This window comes from Pseudomonas sp. B23(2017), from assembly GCF_002113725.1.
Taxonomy (GTDB): domain Bacteria; phylum Pseudomonadota; class Gammaproteobacteria; order Pseudomonadales; family Pseudomonadaceae; genus Aquipseudomonas; species Aquipseudomonas putida_Z.
In genome coordinates this window covers 78,227-96,282 of record NZ_NEJM01000015.1, presented here as the reverse complement: position 1 = coordinate 96,282, position 18,056 = coordinate 78,227, and the positions used below count along the sequence as shown (strand labels likewise).

General features: G+C 64.1%; 12 protein-coding genes. 9 read left to right on the top strand and 3 right to left on the bottom strand.

The window, feature by feature from the left end; all coding sequences use genetic code 11:
* The first annotated feature begins 77 nt into the window (after positions 1-77).
* Entirely contained in the window at positions 78-989 is a 912-nt protein-coding gene (locus CAG46_RS21735; RefSeq protein ID WP_085619176.1) for a LysR substrate-binding domain-containing protein, read from the top strand.
* Positions 990-1,050: 61 nt separating this feature from the next.
* A complete protein-coding gene (locus CAG46_RS21730) occupies positions 1,051-1,536 on the top strand; it encodes an isochorismatase family protein (RefSeq protein ID WP_085619174.1) in 486 nt (161 codons plus the stop codon).
* Positions 1,537-2,221: 685 nt separating this feature from the next.
* Here the strand turns inward: CAG46_RS21730 and CAG46_RS21720 are convergent.
* A complete protein-coding gene (locus tag CAG46_RS21720; RefSeq protein WP_047934682.1) occupies positions 2,222-2,920 on the bottom strand; it encodes a pirin family protein in 699 nt (232 codons plus the stop codon).
* A gap of 175 nt (positions 2,921-3,095) precedes the next feature.
* Here CAG46_RS21720 and CAG46_RS21715 point away from each other — a divergent pair, with 175 nt between their 5' ends.
* Entirely contained in the window at positions 3,096-5,612 is a 2,517-nt protein-coding gene (locus tag CAG46_RS21715; RefSeq protein ID WP_085618475.1) for a UvrD-helicase domain-containing protein, read from the top strand.
* A gap of 7 nt (positions 5,613-5,619) precedes the next feature.
* Here the strand turns inward: CAG46_RS21715 and CAG46_RS21710 are convergent, their stop codons facing one another.
* On the bottom strand, positions 5,620-10,491 hold the full coding sequence (locus CAG46_RS21710) for an NEL-type E3 ubiquitin ligase domain-containing protein (protein ID WP_371917560.1): 4,872 nt from the start codon (positions 10,489-10,491) through the stop codon (positions 5,620-5,622).
* Between the two features lie 254 nt (positions 10,492-10,745).
* Here CAG46_RS21710 and CAG46_RS21705 point away from each other — a divergent pair, with 254 nt between their 5' ends.
* From CAG46_RS21705 to CAG46_RS21690, 4 genes are all read left to right on the top strand, one after another.
* Positions 10,746-11,672 (top strand): alpha/beta fold hydrolase, encoded by a 927-nt coding sequence (locus tag CAG46_RS21705; protein ID WP_085618479.1) that lies wholly within the window; start codon positions 10,746-10,748, stop codon positions 11,670-11,672.
* Positions 11,673-12,028: 356 nt separating this feature from the next.
* A complete protein-coding gene (locus tag CAG46_RS21700) occupies positions 12,029-12,454 on the top strand; it encodes a VOC family protein (protein ID WP_085618481.1) in 426 nt (141 codons plus the stop codon).
* Positions 12,451-13,230 (top strand): alpha/beta fold hydrolase, encoded by a 780-nt coding sequence (locus tag CAG46_RS21695; protein WP_085618483.1) that lies wholly within the window; start codon positions 12,451-12,453, stop codon positions 13,228-13,230. Before CAG46_RS21700 ends, CAG46_RS21695 begins: the two co-directional genes overlap by 4 nt.
* Before the next feature lie 218 nt (positions 13,231-13,448).
* Complete coding sequence (locus CAG46_RS21690; RefSeq protein ID WP_085618485.1) at positions 13,449-15,125, top strand: MFS transporter; 1,677 nt, start codon at positions 13,449-13,451, stop codon at positions 15,123-15,125.
* A 112-nt stretch (positions 15,126-15,237) separates the two neighbouring features.
* On the opposite strand, the gene CAG46_RS21685 is transcribed toward CAG46_RS21690, so the two are convergent.
* Complete coding sequence (locus CAG46_RS21685) at positions 15,238-15,807, bottom strand: hypothetical protein (protein WP_085618487.1); 570 nt, start codon at positions 15,805-15,807, stop codon at positions 15,238-15,240.
* Positions 15,808-15,918: 111 nt separating this feature from the next.
* Between CAG46_RS21685 and CAG46_RS21680 the strand changes: the two genes are divergently transcribed.
* Entirely contained in the window at positions 15,919-16,596 is a 678-nt protein-coding gene (locus CAG46_RS21680) for a thermostable hemolysin (RefSeq protein ID WP_085618489.1), read from the top strand.
* On the top strand, positions 16,586-18,046 hold the full coding sequence (locus CAG46_RS21675) for an AMP-binding protein (protein WP_085618491.1): 1,461 nt from the start codon (positions 16,586-16,588) through the stop codon (positions 18,044-18,046). The genes CAG46_RS21680 and CAG46_RS21675 overlap by 11 nt, the downstream gene beginning before the upstream one ends.
* Positions 18,047-18,056: the final 10 nt, after the last annotated feature.

The window sequence follows — 18,056 nt, the reverse complement described above, 5'->3', positions numbered from 1 at the left end:
GCAGGGCAAAAGGTAATGGTTTTTCAAAAACGCTGTAATACAATGAAATTCAACTCATTGTTTCCCTCAGGTTAATTATGAATCCGGTATCGGAGCTGGCGTTCTTCACCCAGCTGATCAGGGTGGGTAGCCTGGCGGGCACTGCTCGCGAACTGAACCTGACCCCGCCTGCGGTCTCCAAGCGCCTGGCCCAGCTGGAACAGCGCCTGGGCGTGCGCCTGCTCAACCGCACCACACGCAGCATCAGCCTTACCGCCGAGGGCGAGACTTACCTGGTGAATGCCAAGCGCATACTGGGCGAGATCGAGGAAATGGAGCGGCAGGTGTCCAGCAGCCGCGCCGAGCCCAAGGGCTTGCTGCGGGTCAATGCGCCGCTGGGCTTTGGCCGTACCCACGTGGGGCCGGCGGTGTCGTCGTTTGCCAAGCGCTACCCCGAGGTGGAGGTGCAGCTGCACCTGACCGACCGCCCCATTGCCCTGCCGAACGACGCCATCGACGTGGCCATCCGCTTTGGCGATCTGCCCGACTCGCGGCTGATCGCCCGCAAGATCGCGGCCAACCGCCGCCGATTGTGCGCGTCGCCCGGTTACCTGGAAGCCCACGGTACCCCCGAATCGCCAAAGGACCTGGCCAGCCACAACTGCATCGTGTTGCGCCAGAACGACGCCGCGTTCGGTATCTGGCGGCTCAGCCGCGGCAAGCAGAGCGAGTCGGTGAAGGTGCGTGGCAGCCTCAGCACCAACGATGGCGAGGTCGCCCTGAACTGGGCGCTGGACGGGCAGGGCATCCTGCTGCGGGCCGAGTGGAACCTGGCCGACCACCTGCGCAGCGGGCGCCTGGTGGAGGTGCTGGGCGATTACCACACGCCGCCTGCGGATATCTATGCGGTGTACCTGGAACGCCTGAACCTGTCGGCCAAGGTGTCGTGCTTCGTCGAGCACCTGAGGGCATTCTTCCGCCAGGGGGACAGCCTGGCAGCGTGGCATTGAGGCCTTTGCCACAGGCGATCGCGTTATACTCCGCGCCTTTGCCCATGCCCGGAATCCGCCCATGCGCCAGGTTTTGCTCATTGTCGATGTCCAGTCCACCTTCAGCCCGCCCGAGTGGCTGGTCGATGGCCTGCGCCGGTTGTCGGCGAACATCCCCACCATCGCCTCGGTCGAGTTGCACGACGAACAGGTCACGCCGTTCGAGCGCCAGCTTGGCTGGCACCCGGCGGCCGAGGACGACAGCCTGGTCGAGGCCGACCAGGTGTTCGTCAAGCATGGCTACGGGCAGAGCGCCGAGGCCATCGAATACATCAAGAAATTGGGTGTGGAGCGCGTGCTGGTATGTGGGCTGCAGACCGAAACCTGTGTGCTGGCCGCCGGTTTCGCCCTGTTCGATGCGGGGCTGATGCCCACCCTGGTCACCGACATGACGGTAGGCTCTTCGCTCGACAGGTCGGGCAAGCTGGGCATCGACCTGTGGAAGCATCACTTCCGCCAGGTCACCACCTCGGCCGAGGTGCTCGCCGAAGTGGCCTCACGAGGCTAGTGCATGCAGTCATCATGCGGGCATGCATTTGCGCTGCGCTGTCACGTAGAGAACTGAATTCGCAAGCGGTCCGCGTACCCTGTGGGAGCGGCTTTAGCCGCGAAGAATCCAACGCGGTGCATGGCACCGGCTGCGCCGGTGTTCGCGGCTAAAGCCGCTCCCACAGAGTCCCTGCTAATTCAATGAGTCATGTACAGTTCTGTGGGAGCGGCCTTGCGTCGCGAAAGGGCTGCGTAGCGGCCCCAGGATCTCGGCATCACAGCCGAAATTGCCGGAGCCGCCTCTCATAGAACAACACATAACTCATTTAGTTGGCAGTGACCTTGTGGGAGCGGGCGTGTCGAGGCGTCGAACCGCCGCGAACACCGGCGGAGCCGGTGCCAGGCACCGCGTTGGATTCTTCGCGGGCACGCCCGCTCCCACAGGGTACGAGGATCGCTTGCGAATTCAGTTATCTGTGCGACAGCGCAGCCCAAAGGGCTGGGTAATCTCCCACAGGTTAAAGCATGGTCTTATCGGGCCGTGGTGATCGTGTGGGAGCGGCCTTGCGTCGCGAAAGGGCTGCGTAGCGGCCCCAGGATCTCGGCATCACAGCCGAAATTGCCGGGGCCGCCTTGCGGCCCTTTCGCGACGCAAGGCCGCTCCCACAGGGGAACACCTAAATGCGAACTTGCAAGGACAGGCCTCAGGCCACATCCACCAGCACGATCTCGCTATCCTCGATGGCGGTCACCCGCAGCACCTCCTCCTGCTCGATCGCCACGCCATCGCGCGCCTTGGCACGCAGCCCGTTGACCTCCACCAGCCCCTTGGCCGGCACCAGGTAGCCCCGGCGTGCGGCATCGAAGCGGTACTCGGCAGTTTCGCCGGCACGCAGGGTGGCAGCCACCAACCGCGCATCGGTGCGGATCTGCAGGCTGTCCTCATCGCCCGCACGGCCGCTGGCCAGGGTCACGAAGCCTTCGCCACGCTCACCTTTGGGGAACGGCCGGCTACCCCACTGCGGTGCTTCGCCAGTGCGCTCCGGCACGATCCAGATCTGGAAAATACGCGTGTCGACGTCTTCCAGGTTGTACTCGCTGTGCACGATGCCGGTACCGGCGCTCATCACCTGCACGTCACCGGCTTCGGTACGGCCTTTGTTACCCAGGCTGTCCTGGTGGCTGATCGCGCCTTCACGCACATAGGTGATGATTTCCATGTCGCGGTGCGGGTGCGGCGGGAAGCCGCTGCCGGCAGCGATCAGGTCGTCGTTCCACACCCGCAGGTTGCCCCAGTGCATGCGCGCCGGGTCGTAGTACTCGGCAAACGAGAAATGATGGTGGGCGTCGAGCCAGCCGTGGTTGGCGTGGCCGAGGCTTTCGAACGGTCGCAGTTGCAGCATGGTCGTGCTCCTTGAATCAGTGGAATGAGGCCATGATGCGTCAAAGAAGCATCGAAAATAAGCGTAAATATCGGCTTAAAATAATCAGTAAAACAGATTGATAGCGATGGAGTGTTTTATCCGCTTCATCGCCTAATCCACTGATCTGCAAGCATTCGCTGGCGATTTTTTGTCGATGCGGCGAACATGCCCGCTGATTTTGTTTTTCAACGGAGTGACCGTGGCCCACGAGCAACCCCAGGCCCCCGCCGACCTTACCCCTCCTGCCCAACTGCCCTGGTTTCGCCGCCTGGCGGCCCGCCTGCTGGGGCGCGGCCTGACCCGCCTGCAGGCCCAGCACCGCGACTCCTGGTTCCTCGGCCACGTCTGCGGCCAGCGCAGTGGCCATGCCGATGGCGTGCGTGAAGGGTTCGAACGCGGGCGGGTGGAAGGTTATGAGGCCGGGCGCCAGGTGCTGGTGATCCGCGATACCCGGCCCGACACCGCCGCAGTGCCGGGCCGGGATGACAACCTGTTCGATGACTGGCGCCTGCCCCTGACTGCCGAGCTGAAAAAGCGCTTCAAGGCCGATGTCGCCCAGCGCCTGCCCGCCGAGGCGCAACCCAGTGCCGCGCAATGGAAGCTGATATTCAGCGACACACCGTCCACCTGCGTGGTGGCAGGGGCCGGGGCGGGCAAGTCCACCTCGCTGGTGCTGCGCATCCTGCTGTTGCGCCACTACCTGGGCTACGAGCTGGATGCGATGACCGTGGTCACCTTCACCCGCGAGTCGCGCAAGGACTTCATCAAACGCCTGTTGCAGGTGTTCGCCCTGTGGCAGATCAACCTGCAACCGCTGCAGGCCCGCGAGCTGGTGCGCACGTTCCATTCGCGCATCCTGCCGCTGGTGCGCAGCCTGCCGGGTTTTGGCCAGGTGCGCGCGTTCGAAACGCTGGGCAACGAGATGCCGGCCGGGCGTGAGGCCGAGGCCGAGAGCAACCCGTTCGACCTGCGCCTGAACGATGCCCAGCGCCAGCAATTGAACCAGTGCTACAGCACGCTGCTGGGCGAGAGCCCGCGTTTTGCCGAGCTGGTCGGCCTGTTGCGCAGCGAAGCCCTTCAGCTGAAGCCGCTGGACCCGAACAACCCCGATGTGCAGAAGCGCGCCCAGGTAACCCAGCTGGCTGCCCAGCGCGACGAAGAGCTGTGCGACGTGATCGAAGACCTGTGGTTCGCCGCCGGCGCCTGGCCGATCAAGGGCATCGAACCCTGCCGCGAAACCATCCAGATCCGTGGCAGCCGCTTCCATGTGCATGGCCGTCTGGCCGGCCAGGGGCCTTTGCTCGTGCTGGGCTTCGACCCGGCGGAAAGCGCGCAGTACCAGCGCCCCGGCGCCAAGCTGGCAGTGCGTGCCGAGTGGGCGGTCAAGCGCACCCTGTTGCAGGCCTTCTGCGACCAGCCGCTGATCTGGCTCGACAACTACGCCATGGCCCGGCGCCTGGCAGCCTCGCTGGCCGGTGATGCCGTGGCCGGCCCCGGCTTCGAATACAAGGTCAAGGGCGAACTGGCCCCGGCGCCGCTGCTCGATGCCTTTGTCGGTGCGGCGAACTTCATCGAGAACCTCGGCCTGGAGGTGAACACGGCCGTGGCGGCGATGAGCTTCCCGTCCGGCGACAGCGATGCGCTGTTCTTCGAGGCCCTGGCCCTGTACTGGAAGGCCCTGGAGGCGCACCTGCTGGACCAGTCGCCGCCGGTGATGAGCTACAACCGCATGTTCGCCTTGTTCGGCGAGAACAACCCGGAAAACCTGCAACTGCTGCCCGACCCGTTGCTGCGGCCGCTGGCGCACCTGATGATCGACGAGTTCCAGGACGTGTCACCGCAGATCGTCAGCTGGCTTCGCGCCAGCCTCGCCGAGATCCGTCGTCGCGGCCCGGCGCTGCACACCGGGCGCCATGCCCAGCATTCGTCGCTGCTGTGCGTGGGCGACGACTGGCAGTCGATCTACGGCTGGCGTGGCAGTTCGCCCAAGTACTTCATGGAATTCACCAAGGCCTTCCCGTCGCCGGCCAACACCCGGGTGATGCTGGTCGACAACTACCGTTGCCAGCAGCAGGTGATCGACGCGGCCGAACACTTGGTCAAGGGCACCCCGGCGATTGCCGGCAAGAAAGCCAGGGCCAGTGGCCCGGCGGCCGAGTTGCCAGGCTCGCCGGTCAAGGTGTTCGACCGTGACGAGGCAGCCCTGGGTGAAACGCTGATCGAGCACTACCAGCGTGGCGAGACGGTAATGATGCTGTACCGCAAGGGCAGCGACAGGGCGCTGATGAACGAGCACCTGCAAGGCGTGCTGCACGCCGAGGCGGCGTTGCCGGCCGAGCAGCGCCGGCTGCGCCAGTTGACCTACCACAGTGCCAAGGGTTTGCAGGCCGATGCAGTGTTCATGCTGGGCGACTGCCAGTACCTGACCAGTTCACCCTACAAGAACCAGGTGTATCGCCAGGCCGGGTTGGGCAAGGCCGGTGATGCCCAACCGTTCGATACCGCGCAGAAGGAAGAGGTGCAGCGCCTGGCCTATGTGGCGGTAACCCGCGCGGTCAGGCACTGCTATTGGCATGTGGAGGCGGCCAACGCAGAGGCGGCGGCAGCGCCGCGTGCGTCGAGCCAGGTGGATGGGCGGCAGGTCTTCTTCGAAGACCTGCGTGGTCATTGATCAGCCTTCAGGCATCGAGGACGTCCGCTTGCCGGGTAAGGCTCAGCAGTAGCCCGGCTTCCACCTCCTGCTGTGCCTGGGTCAAGGCGTTCGTAGCCTTCACATACGCTTCCTCTTTTAGAGGAACCCGACTTAGCGTGCCGTTTTCGTCCAGCGCAAGGGTAGGCATTTCCGGGGCCAATGCACGTATTATCGCCTTGTCCAGGTAAGTGATCGGCTCCTGGCTTTCGTCCAGGCAATAAAAGAGGTAATCGAGGCCTGGGCGCCAGAAGTCGGTAATGGCTTCGAACTGACTGGCATATTGGCGCTTGAGGTAGTCAACCCAGACCGGCTGTTCGCTCATCCACTGCTGCCTGGCACTGGTGTCAGCATCGAGTTCCAGCACGGCAGCGCGAACGTTGTCGATGATTTGCTGGTTGATCCTTGCGGCATCGCGATAGAGCATGCCGCTGCTGGGTTCGGGGAAATCGAGGACCTCGCTCAAGGACTGGCGCAACGCAAGGCGTACTTCGATATCGTCGACCAGGCCTGTGGCCAGGTCCGTATCGGGAAACGCCGCCGTGACATCCAGCACGTCACGGTCCGGTAACTGACCTGCATGGTCCTGCAGCGCCCGCTTGCGCAAGCTGCGTTGCAGGCTGATGCGATCGGCCAGTTCGTTGACTTTCTCGCGACGGTACAGCATACGGTAAAGGTCGAGCAGCGGCTTGGCCGTGTCGTGGGCCCACCCAGACGCCTGGTTGGCCAGCAACTCCACTTCCAGGGCGCTGAATGCTTCGGCGCCGGCATCACCGCAAGTTGGCGGGAAGGATTGCGCCACCTCGTTCAAACGCTCGCGCAGTGCCGTGTCCTCATGGGCGTACTCCAACAGTTCCCACACTCGCGCACGCAGGCCTTCCGCATCCCTTCGTGCTTCCACTGAGTTGGTCAGGCGCTCCAACACCGCTTGCAGGTCGCCATTGTCGTTCTGGTCGAACAGATCGGACCACAACTGCTGCTGATGGTCGGTCGCGGAGTCGCGCCAGAGCCCTTGCCACTCCGGCCTTTCGGGTGCGTGCTCGAAGACATTGACGCCGTTGGCTCGCAGGCGCCTCGTCGCTTCGGCCTCCAGATTGTTGTAGTTGAAGAACCAGCGGCGCTCGGGCAATCGGGCGGCGACGTCCCGCACATACGGACTGCGCAGGATGTTTGCCAGGTCCGGAACATGGTGGATGCGGTTGGATGAGAGGTCCAGGTAGCGCAACTGGTACTGTGTCTGGCTCATCAGGGTGGTCAAGCCCGTGGGAAATGCCTGCAACTCAGCATTGGACAGGTTCAGGCGCTGCAGCCGCGCCATGTAGCGCACATCAGGTGCGTGCTGCAGCGGGTTGAAGTCCAGGTCCAGTTGCTGCGGATGGATCATGTCCTGAAAGCGCATGGCGAGGTTTTCATCGAGCGTGATGCGATTGTGCCCCAGCTTCAGGACATCCAATGGCCGGCCGCAGAGGAAAGTCAGTGTCGCGTCATCCAGTGTCAGCTGGTTGCGGCGCAAATTCAGTTGGCGCAGGTCTGGCATCGCTGCCAGCACTCGCTGTGCGGTGGGAGAGAGCGTAGCAAGGGTGTTGTTGGTCAGGTCCAGCGTGCGCAGCCTGGGCACCGATTCAAGTGCCTGGAACAGCGCCTCCCCGTCGATTTCCCGGTTGTTGGTCACTTCCAGCACTTGCAGGTTGGGGAAGCGTGACAGGAACGCCCTGTCCAGTCGTTGCAGTTGCAGCTCGTTCAGCTTGAGTTCACGGATGTGGGGCAGGCTGGCTGTGATCGCTGGCAACTCGGGTAACTGCATTCGCTCCAGCACGAGCGTGTCCAGGTTGCCGGGACCCTCCCGCCGCCAGGCAGCCTTGAGGCGGTCGGCGCATTGTTGTCGCTCGAAGCGCTGGCTGATGTCGCGTGGGGTCAGGTACCACGTTTCCAGATAGCGTTTCAGATCTTGCCACTCTGCCTGCAGTTGCCGCACTGCCGTGCCCAGGTCACCGGTCTGGCTCAGTTCGGCCCTCAGGGCGCTGATCTCGTTGCTGTTCAGTGAGGGGAAAAGTGACTTGAGCCGGCGTGTCGCGGCGCTTTCGCCGAGAGGGCCTGCTCCTCGGCCACTGAGTGGGTAACCGATTCGCCCATGTGCCAGGCGCATGGGCGAGCGAAAGCCAGGCCTGATAGGCTGCTGGCCAAGCAGCACGGCGCAACCCGAGCGGTCGCCGAGGGCGCTGGCGAACAGCTCGGCTTCACTCGCCTGCGGCTGTTCGGCTACCAATGCATCACGCAGCACTTGGCTGTCGGCATTGGCCAGGTTTGGTCGGTACAGGCCGGTCAAGGCACGATCGAGGCGGGCGCGGGCCTGCAGGTAACGGGCTTCTTCAGCCACACGCAAGGGCACGCGCCCGCTCTTCAGGCGTTCGCGTTCGGTGCTGTCGGCATGCGCGACGAGTTCTTCCAGGGCATTGTCAGGCAAACCGGGGAATTGGCGGCCCAAGGTCTGCGCTTCGTCGCCAAGCGCTGCGCGATGGCTTTTCAGCATGCTCGCGAAGACTTCGCGACGACGTGCTGTCAGGCGGTTGGCCAATAGCTCGTCAAGGGCGCCCGGGCGCTGCTCGACTGGCGTATCGGGTAGTAGCTGCTCTAGGACATCTTCATCCATCCCCGCCAGGACAATCTTGCTCAGTTCGCCATCGTCAAGCTCTTCGCGGCCGATCTCGATCTGTACTGTGTCTGCTTTTGGCTCCGCACCGAAATAGGCTGCCTCCCCCCATTTTTCGGCACCGGTGAAGACCTTCAGCCTGTATTGCGCGGGCCAGCCAGGCATCTGCACCAGTTCCGGCAGCGCGAAGTTCATATGTGCAGCCAAAGGCTGGCCATGACGTACCCGGGTGATGATGCCCTCCACATCGTCAGCCAGTCGCAGGCGCAGCAAGGTATCGGCCAGCAGAGCCGGCGGCCGCGAGCCGGTGACCTGGCTGCGACGCAAGGTGTCTGCGTCAACTTCGGTAATGCGCAAGGCGGCAAGTTTCTCCGATGCATCCAGCCCCTGGCCGAACCGGCCCAGCCCCTCGAGCAGCTGCGCATCATCCCATTCGAGCGGGTTGTCGTGGGCCAACTGCCAGCGCTGGTCGCCGAGGTAGCGCAAGGCCGGAGTGTAGGCATCGGGGGCGTCCGGGTGGCGCACATGCCACTGTCCGTCGGTTTCGAATACCTCATACAGTTTGCCTTGAAGCCAAACGTGGGTTTTGCCATCGATGATGTAGAGCCCTTGGGCATTTTTCTGCACACCCACCGGCAACGAGCTCGAAGTGCTGTAAGGGCCCATGTCGGGGTGCCAAAGCCGTTCGCGGCCACTTTTCCAGACGCTTTCCAGCGCATCGACGAACCCTGATGCCTTGACCGCGCTGCTGCCGACGGCAAAACCGGCGATCACGGCGGCATTGATGGCCAGTGACTCGAGCTGCTGCAGCGCTTCCTGGGTATCGCCTTCTTCCCAGGCTTCGAACCCGGTGAACACTGAATCCATGAGGTCGTAGGCAAATACCCCAAGCATCGCGGCATCCAGCCCAGGCACGAAGAAGGCGGCCACGTTCAGTACGTTCATGCCTGCGTCCAGCCAGTGCTGCAGCCGCTCCTTGCGTGCCTTGGCGTCGGCATCTGCGGTCGGTACCGCGATCGTTCTGGCGTTCGCCTTGATGCGGCGCTTGTGGTCCCTGTAAAGCACTTGCCAGATGGGAAAGGCCAGGCGGGTTCGCTTGAAGTGCAGCTCAGGCTTGTCCTTGGGTTTGCGCGTGGAGGTGCCATGCTCGAACAGGGCATTTTCGAGCTTGCGGCTGAGTTCGACCTGGTTGTCCTGGTCAGCGAAGCTGATCAAGTGCTGGCGAAACGTGGTCTGCAGCAGGCGTTGACGCATGAGTGAGCCGGCCTTTTGCAAAGAAGCAAACTCCCTCACCGAGTGTTCGGAATCGTGGGGAATGTAGAGCATGCAGGGGTTGGTCTGGTCGGCTTCATCGGGGCCTATCAGCAGTACGCCATGTAGCGGGATGCCGAACAGGCTGAAGCGCCAGCAGCGGATTTTGTAGTCGCCGTAACGCGGCGTGCTTTCGTTGTCGCATAGCTGTACCAGAGCTTCGTGGCCTTTGGGCGTCAGCAGGCCCTTGAGGTAGGCGATCATTGCCTCGGTTTTCAGTGCCTGCTGGCTTGCATCGATCCACTGCTGTTCGATCGCGGCCTTTCTGGAGCCTTCATAAATGCCCTGCAGGTGGTCTTGATACTGCTGGCCGAGGTCCAGGCTTCGGCAAAGGTTCACGAACGCTTCGGGCTCGAGCCCTGGAAGTGAAGCGACGTTGTCCGGGCCAAGGGTAAGGGTGTCGAACGGGCCCACTTCGTCGGGGCCTTCGAAATTGTGCAGTGCGGCCTCCAGCAGCGAGCGCTTCTGTGGCGGCCCTTCGGGGCGCTTGATGTACGTATCGTCACCGCCGAGTGAAAAATCGAGGCCTGGGGCATTTTCCAGCGTGGTGTACACCTTGAACGGCTGGTGCAGGTACTGGGCTTTGTCCACTTCGACATCCGGGCCCAACCGGCCCTCCAGCAAAGGCTTGCAGAATTCGCTGATCTGCCTGAAGTCATCGAGCAAGGCTTGCAGCGCTTTGAACCCGGCATTGCGGGCGCTGATCAGCTGTCGTAAACGCGCCTTGTCTTCATCGCTGGCTGCAGCGTACCAGGCGTAAGGCGAGCCGTTTTCGTCGAGGTAGTCCTTGCGCACGCTCTGCACGACGCGGCGGGTATGGTCGGGGTGCATCGTTCGGCACCAGGTAGGCAGGTTACGGACAATCTGGGCCTGATGGAAAGGCACGGGTGTGCTGGTCATGCTGAAGTCTCCGTGGTCAATGGAGGCGCCAGTCGACAGGTTTCGCCTCGGCATGCGGTGGTATTTAGTTGAATCCACAGGTCGGTCCTGTGCACGAGAGCGTCGGTAGGGGAGCAGCGCGGGCAGGGCTGTTGGGAGATGGTGGCGCAAGGCATGGGGTAGGCATGTCGTGTGGATGACGCCGGCGTGTGGGGTATGGGTCGGTGTCATGTGATGCCTGGCCATGGGCCGGCGCTCTATCAGGGAGAACTACGATGCATTCGCTGTGCAGTCCCAAGGATCACCTGCTGGACCTCGACGGTATTGAAATTGCGGTACGGACCTGGGGCGCGGAGGACGGCATCCCGGTGCTGGCCCTGCATGGCTGGCTGGACAACGCCGCCTCGTTCGAGCGCCTGGCACCGATGCTCGACGGCTGCTTCGTGGTCGCTCCCGACCTGGTCGGCCACGGCCGCTCGGACCATCGCCGCCACGACAGTGGCTACTACCTGTGGGAACATGCCGAGGACATGCTGGCGGTGGCCGACAGCCTGGGCCTGGCGCAATTCCATGTGCTGGCCCATGGCATGGGCACCGGGGTGGCGTCGCTGCTGGCGGCCATGACCAGCGGTATTGCCAGCATGACCTTCCTCGACGGCATGGGCGCACCGTTCACGGTGGCCGAGGACGACCGCGTGCAGCACCTGGCCAGGGCCTACCGGCTCAAGCGCATGGTGCAGCGCAGCCAGTTGCAGGGTTTTGCCGAGCCGGACGTCGGCCGTTTCGAGGACCTGGACACAGCCTTGGAACAACGCCGCGAGCGCCTGGATACCGGGCTGTCGGAAGAGGCGGCACGGCTGCTGGCGCTGCGTGACCTGCTGCAACTGGGCGAGGGCTATTGCTGGCGCCACGACCCACGCCTGGTACTGCCCGAACCCATGCCGCTGACCGAGCGCGAAGCCTGCGACCTGCTCAGCCAGATCCGTTGCCCGTTGTACCTGCTGTTCGGCCGCCAGGGGGCATTCACCGGTGAGGCCTTTACCCGGCGCCAGGCGGCCTTGCCCAGCCAGGCGAAGATCTCCTGGCATCCGGGCGGGCACCACTTCCACCTGGATGCGCCGGACCGGGCGCTGGTCGATCAACTGCTGCGTATACTGGCCCGCCATGAAGGGGGCGTGCTGCAACGGTTGGTAAACGAGTAACTGGATATGGTCATGCCATGCGCACGTGGGCTATGGTGGTGAATCTCATCGGGCTTGCGTGATCCCTTGTGGGAAGTTGTCCAGCTCTTTGGGCTGCGCTGTCGCGCAGATAACTGAATTCGCAAGCGATCCTCGTACCCTGTGGGAGCGGCTTTAGCCGCGAAGAATCCAACGCGGTGCATGGCACCGGCTGCGCCGGTGTTCGCGGCTAAAGCCGCTCCCACAGGGTCCCTGCTAATTCAATGCGTTATGTGCAGTTCCATGAGAGCGGGCGAAGCCCGTGCCATTCACCGCAGCGCCTGATTCGCGGGCACGCCCGCTCCCACAGGAATCCAGCGGCCACAAGGAGCCTTGGCATGCGACCATTCGTCATCAAGCACATCGACCACCTCGTCCTGCGGGTCAGCGACCTGGAGCGCAGTGTCGCTTTCTACACCCAACTGCTCGGCTGCACGGTCAGCCGCGTGCGCGAAGACCTGGGAATGGTCCACCTGGCCACAGGCACGGCGATGATCGACCTGGTGACCCTGGACGGTCCTCTGGGTAAGCCTGGTGGGGCGGCGCCGGGGATCGAGGGGCGCAACCTGCACCATTTCTGCCTGCGCATCGAGCCGTTCGACGAGGCTGCACTTACGGCCTACCTGCAAGCTGCGGGGGTTGAAGTCGAACCTGCCGAAAAACGCTATGGCGCCGAAGGCGAGGGGCTGTCGCTGTACTGCTACGACCCTGATGGCAACCAGGTCGAGCTGAAAGGGCCGGTACCGGCAACGGAGGCTCCATGAGCAACCTGCACACCCGCGAGCACTGGATCGACACCGCACAAGGCAAGCTGTTCGCCCAGGAGTGGGCGCCGCTGCAGGCGCAGGGCGCGCCTATCGTCCTGCTGCACGATTCGCTGGGTTGCGTTGCCCTGTGGCGCGAGTTCCCGGCGCAGCTTGCGCAAACCACCGGGCACCGGGTAATCGCCTACGATCGCCTGGGCTTTGGCCGCTCCGACGCCCACCCCGGCAGCTTGCGCCTGGGCTTTGTCGAGGACGAGGCGCAGCAGGGGTTTACGGCGCTGCGCGAGCATTTTGGCATTGGCGATTTCATTGTCTTCGGCCACAGCGTTGGCGGCGGCATGGCCGTGGCCTGTGCGGCGGCCTTCGCCAGCCAGTGTGTGGGGTTGATTACCGAATCGGCGCAGGCGTTTGTCGAGGCCCGTACCCTTGAGGGCATTCGCGTGGCCGACCAGCAGTTTGCCGAACCCGGGCAGTTGCATCGGCTGGAGCGCTACCACGGCGGCAAGGCCGAGTGGGTATTGCGTGCCTGGGTGGACAACTGGTTGTCCGAGCACTTTGCCGATTGGAGCCTGGATGCGCTGCTGCCGCAGGTACGCTGCCCGCTGTTGAGCCTGCATGGCGACAACGACGAGTTCGGCTCGCCGGCACACCCCGAGCGGCTGGTGGCGCTGGCTGGCGGCCCGGGGTTGATGCGCCTGCTGCAAGGTTGTGGCCATGTGCCGCATCGGGAGCAGGCCGAACGGGTACTGACGGAAGTCCTGCAGTTCTTGCGCTGACCTTTCTCCCCAGGCTGACGCGGTCCTACACGGATTGCGCAAGGCTCAAGTGGATATCCCGGCAAAGCCTATTATGCTTCAGTTACCTTGCTGCGATCCGAGGCGGCCTGCCTCGTCGTGCTTCGCATATCCAAAGCAAGCCCCCCAGGGCCTGGGTGCGATGGTGAAAAAGATTTGAGGTGCTCCCGGCCTGCATGACGACAAGACGGAGGCACCCCATGGCGGTTCTCGACAGCACATCCACGGGCAGCGCGCCCCAACGCGGTATCACCCGGGAGGAGCGCAAGGTCATCTTCGCCTCATCCCTGGGCACGGTATTCGAATGGTACGACTTCTACCTGTACGGTTCCCTGGCGGCGATCATCGCCAAGCATTTCTTTGCCGGGGTCAATGAAACCACCTCGTTCATCTTCGCCTTGCTGGCCTTTGCCGCCGGCTTTGCCGTGCGGCCATTCGGCGCCATCGTGTTCGGCCGCCTGGGCGACATGATCGGGCGCAAGTACACCTTCCTCATCACCATCGTCATCATGGGCCTGTCCACCGCTGTGGTGGGCCTGCTACCCAGCTATGCCACGATCGGCGTGGCCGCGCCGATCATCCTCATCAGCCTGCGCCTGCTGCAGGGCCTGGCATTGGGTGGCGAGTACGGCGGCGCGGCCACCTACGTGGCCGAACATGCACCCAAGGGCCGGCGCGGCTTCTTCACCGCCTGGATCCAGACCACGGCCACCCTGGGGCTGTTCCTCTCGCTGCTGGTGATCATGGCCTGCCGCACGGCCATGGGAAACGAGGTGTTCGAGGCCTGGGGCTGGCGGGTGCCGTTCCTGCTGTCGATATTGCTGCTGGCGATTTCGGTGTACATCCGCATGCAGCTCAACGAGTCGCCGGTGTTCATGAAGATGAAGGCCGAGGGCAAGGCGTCCAAGGCGCCACTGACCGAATCGTTCGCCCGCTGGGACAACCTAAAGGTGGTGATCATGTCGCTGCTCGGCGGCACCGCCGGCCAGGCCGTGGTGTGGTACACCGGGCAGTTCTATGCGCTGTTCTTCCTGTTGCAGATGCTCAAGATCGAGCCGCAGACCGCCAACCTGCTGATTGCCGGTTCGCTGCTGATCGGCACACCGTTCTTCATCTTCTTCGGCAGCCTGTCCGACCGCATCGGCCGCAAGAAAATCATCATGGCCGGTTGCATCATCGCCGCGCTGACCTACTTCCCGATCTTCAAGGCACTGACCCAGTACGGCAACCCGGACGTGTTCGTCGCCCAGGAGCAGAACCCGGTGGTGGTGATGGCAGACCCTGCCCAGTGCGCGTTCCAGTTCGACCCGGTGGGCAAGGCCAAATTCACCAGCTCGTGCGATATCGCCAAGAGCCTGCTGGCCAAGCGGGCCATCCCCTATACCAACGAAGCGGCCGAGCCTGGCGGCGTGGCGCAGATCCGCATTGGTGAACGGGTGCTGCCAAGCTTTGATGGCAGTGGCCTGGCGGCAGCGGACTTCAAGGCACAGAGCGACGCCTTTACCGCGACCTTGAGCGGAGCGTTGAAGGAAGCCGGCTACCCGGAAAAGGCCGACCCGGCGAAGATCCACTACCCGATGGTGCTGTTGCTGCTGACCATTCTGGTGATCTACGTAACCATGGTCTACGGCCCGATCGCGGCCTGGCTGGTGGAGCTGTTCCCGGCGCGTATCCGCTACACCTCGATGTCGCTGCCTTACCACATCGGCAACGGCTGGTTCGGCGGCTTCCTGCCGACCGTGGCGTTTGCCATGGTGGCGGCGACCGGAGATATCTATTACGGCTTGTGGTACCCGATCGTGATTGCGGTGATGACGGCGGTGCTGGGGATCTTCTTCCTGCCGGAGACCAAGGATCGCGATATCAACCACACATGAAGGTTTAGGCTGCCAGTACCGGCTTCTTCGCGGGCTTGCCCGCTCCCACAGGGATACCACTGTGCCCTGTGGGAGCGGGTTCACCCGCGAAGAGGCCGGTACAGTCAACCCATCAGTCGAAATAGCCACGCAACCCAAAGGCATACCCGGTATCCACCCCGGCAGCCTCGCCCCGGCTCCAGCGCTTCTTCAACACGAACTCGAACGCCGGCTCGTACAGCCCGTCCCGCACCAGCGCACCCGCCAGCACCTCCACGTCATACCAGCCATTGTCCAGCTCGATGATCGGCCGCCCCGGCACCTGGTAGCGCGCCATCAGGTCACCCAGTGTCTTGGGCGTGAAGTGCTGCAGGATGCGCCAGGTGTACAGCATCAGCGCACCGTGCTCGACCTGCAGCACATAGCCATTGCGGCGGTGCTTGAGGCGGCTGCCGGGTTCGCGCAGGGCAGGGGTGTGGTTGTCCAGGGTGAACAGGATGCGATAGGGCAGGTTATCGACCCCGGCCAATGGCAGCACGATCCCTTCGCGCACGGCCTGGTCGCCGCTGTCGCCGTGGGTGAACGCATGGGCCAGGTCGTCGGGCAATTCATGCTGTTGCTTGAAGCGATCGAGCAGTTGGATATCGCCGAGCAGAAAGTAGTCGACCAGGTCGTTGAGCACTTCGCTGAATTCGTGGCGCATCTGTTTTCCTTGTTGGTGCGCATGGGGGCAATGGCAAATGTAGCACTTCAGATTGGCTTCAGATTGCCCCCTGATACTGCCCCCGAGACCTGACTTGAAAGGGGGACAGCCATGACCCAGGCAGACAGCGCCAGCCTGTTTCCATTGGCTATCGGCAGCCACGGCGATCGCCTTGCCCACATGACACTTAAACACCCGGGGGAGCCGGGGCGCGACGAGCTGGAGCAGTTCATTCACGCCCGCTTTGCCTGCGCGCACCATGCCGACGTGCAGCACTACCTGCCTGAACTGCTCGGCCTGCATGACAGCCACGGGCGCCTGATGGCCGCTGCCGGCATACGCCTGGCCAGCAGTGGCCCGACCTTCATCGAGCGTTACCTGGATGAACCGCTGGAAGTGGCCGTGACCCGGCTGTCGGCCAGCCCGGTCAGCCGTACGCAGTTGGTCGAAGTGGGCAACCTGGCCGCGCTCAGCGCCGGCAGCGCGCGGATCATGATCATTGCCGTGACCTGGTTGCTGGCCGCCCGCGGCTTGCAGTGGGTGGCCTTCACCGGTGCTGCGACCCTGGTCAACAGCTTTCATCGCCTGGGCCTGGTGCCCACGGCGCTGGCCGTGGCCGACCCTGGCCGGTTGAACGGCGATGCCGACAGTTGGGGCAGTTACTACGCGCAGCACCCGCAAGTGTTCATCGGCAACATCGACTACGGCCATGCAGCCCTGGCCCGCGGCGGCGTTTTCGAGCGGCTGGGCCTGCCCGCGAGCGTGCAGGAGGCCGGCCATGCCGCGTGAATGCCAGCTGTTCAGGGAAGTGTTGCAACTGCATGCCCGCCACCGAGGGGCGCAACCGGCGTTGCTGGGCCTTGGCGGGCCATTCACCTATCAACAATTGCTGGACGAGGTCGAGCAACGCCAGGCCTGGTTGAGCGCGCAGCAATCGGGCACCTTCGCCCTGGCCCTGGAAAACGGCCCCGAGGCGCTGTTCTGGGACCTGGCAGCGCTGTTCGCGGCGCGCCCCATCGTCATCCTGCCGGCGTTCTTCAGCAGTGCCCAGCGCCGCCACTGCCTGGCACAGAGCGGGGCGGTGCTGGCGCTGGCCGACCAGGCCTTCGCTGACGACTTGCACGCCAGCGGCTTCACTGCCAGTGAGCGCTTCTGGAGCCGGCAGCCGCCAGCGGCCGCACCCTTGCAACCGGGTACCGCGAAAGTCACCTACACCTCCGGTAGCACCGGTGCACCCAAGGGCGTATGCCTGAGCGCCGATGCCATGCTGCGGGTAGCGCGTGAACTGGAGGCCGCCAGCCGGCCCACGGCGCCAGGCAAGTACCTGGCGGTATTGCCCCTGGCGGTGCTGCTGGAGAACCTGGGCCTGTACGCGGCCCTGCTGGCCGGGGCGAGCATTGCCCTGTACCCGCAGACGCAACTGGGCTTTCGCGGTGCCAGCCAGGTCGACTTCAAGCAATTGCTGGGCGCCATCGCCTTGAGTGGTGCCGAAAGCCTGATCCTGGTGCCGCAACTGCTGCTTGGGCTGGTCACTGCCATCGAGCGCGGCCTGATGCGGGTCGGCCCGTTGCGCTTCGTGGCGGTGGGCGGCGCGCGGGTGGCACCGAGCCTGCTGGCCCGGGCCGAGGCCGTCGGGCTGCCGGTGTTCGAGGGCTATGGCTTGTCCGAATGCGCCTCGGTGGTATGCCTCAATCGCCCCGGGGCGCACCGCCCGGGCAGTGTCGGGCGGCCGCTGCCGCATGTGCAGGTGCGCATTGCCGAAGACGGCGAAGTGCAGGTGGCCGGTTCGGCGTTGCTCGGCTACCTGGGCGAGCCGCCCTTCAGCGAGCCGTGGTTGCCGACCGGTGACCTGGGCCACTTCGACAGCGACGGTTTCCTGTACCTGGCCGGGCGCAAGAAGCACCAGTACAGCACCAGCTTCGGGCGCAACGTCAACCCCGAGTGGGTCGAGGCCGAACTGACCCAGGGCGGGGTGATCGCCCAGGCGTTCGTCCACGGCGAAGGCCTGGCGCACAACCTGGCGCTGATCTGGCCGCTGGACCCGCAGGCTGACGACCACACCCTCGAACAGGCCATCCGTCAGGCCAATGCCGGCCTGCCGGACTATGCCCGGGTGCATGCCTGGCGGCGCCTGCCCGAACCCTTGAGTGCCGCCGGGCAAACCCTTACCGCCAACGGCCGGCCACGCCGCGAACAGATCCTGCGGTGTTACCAGTCCCTGTTATCCGACCTTCAATGACCCACGAGGT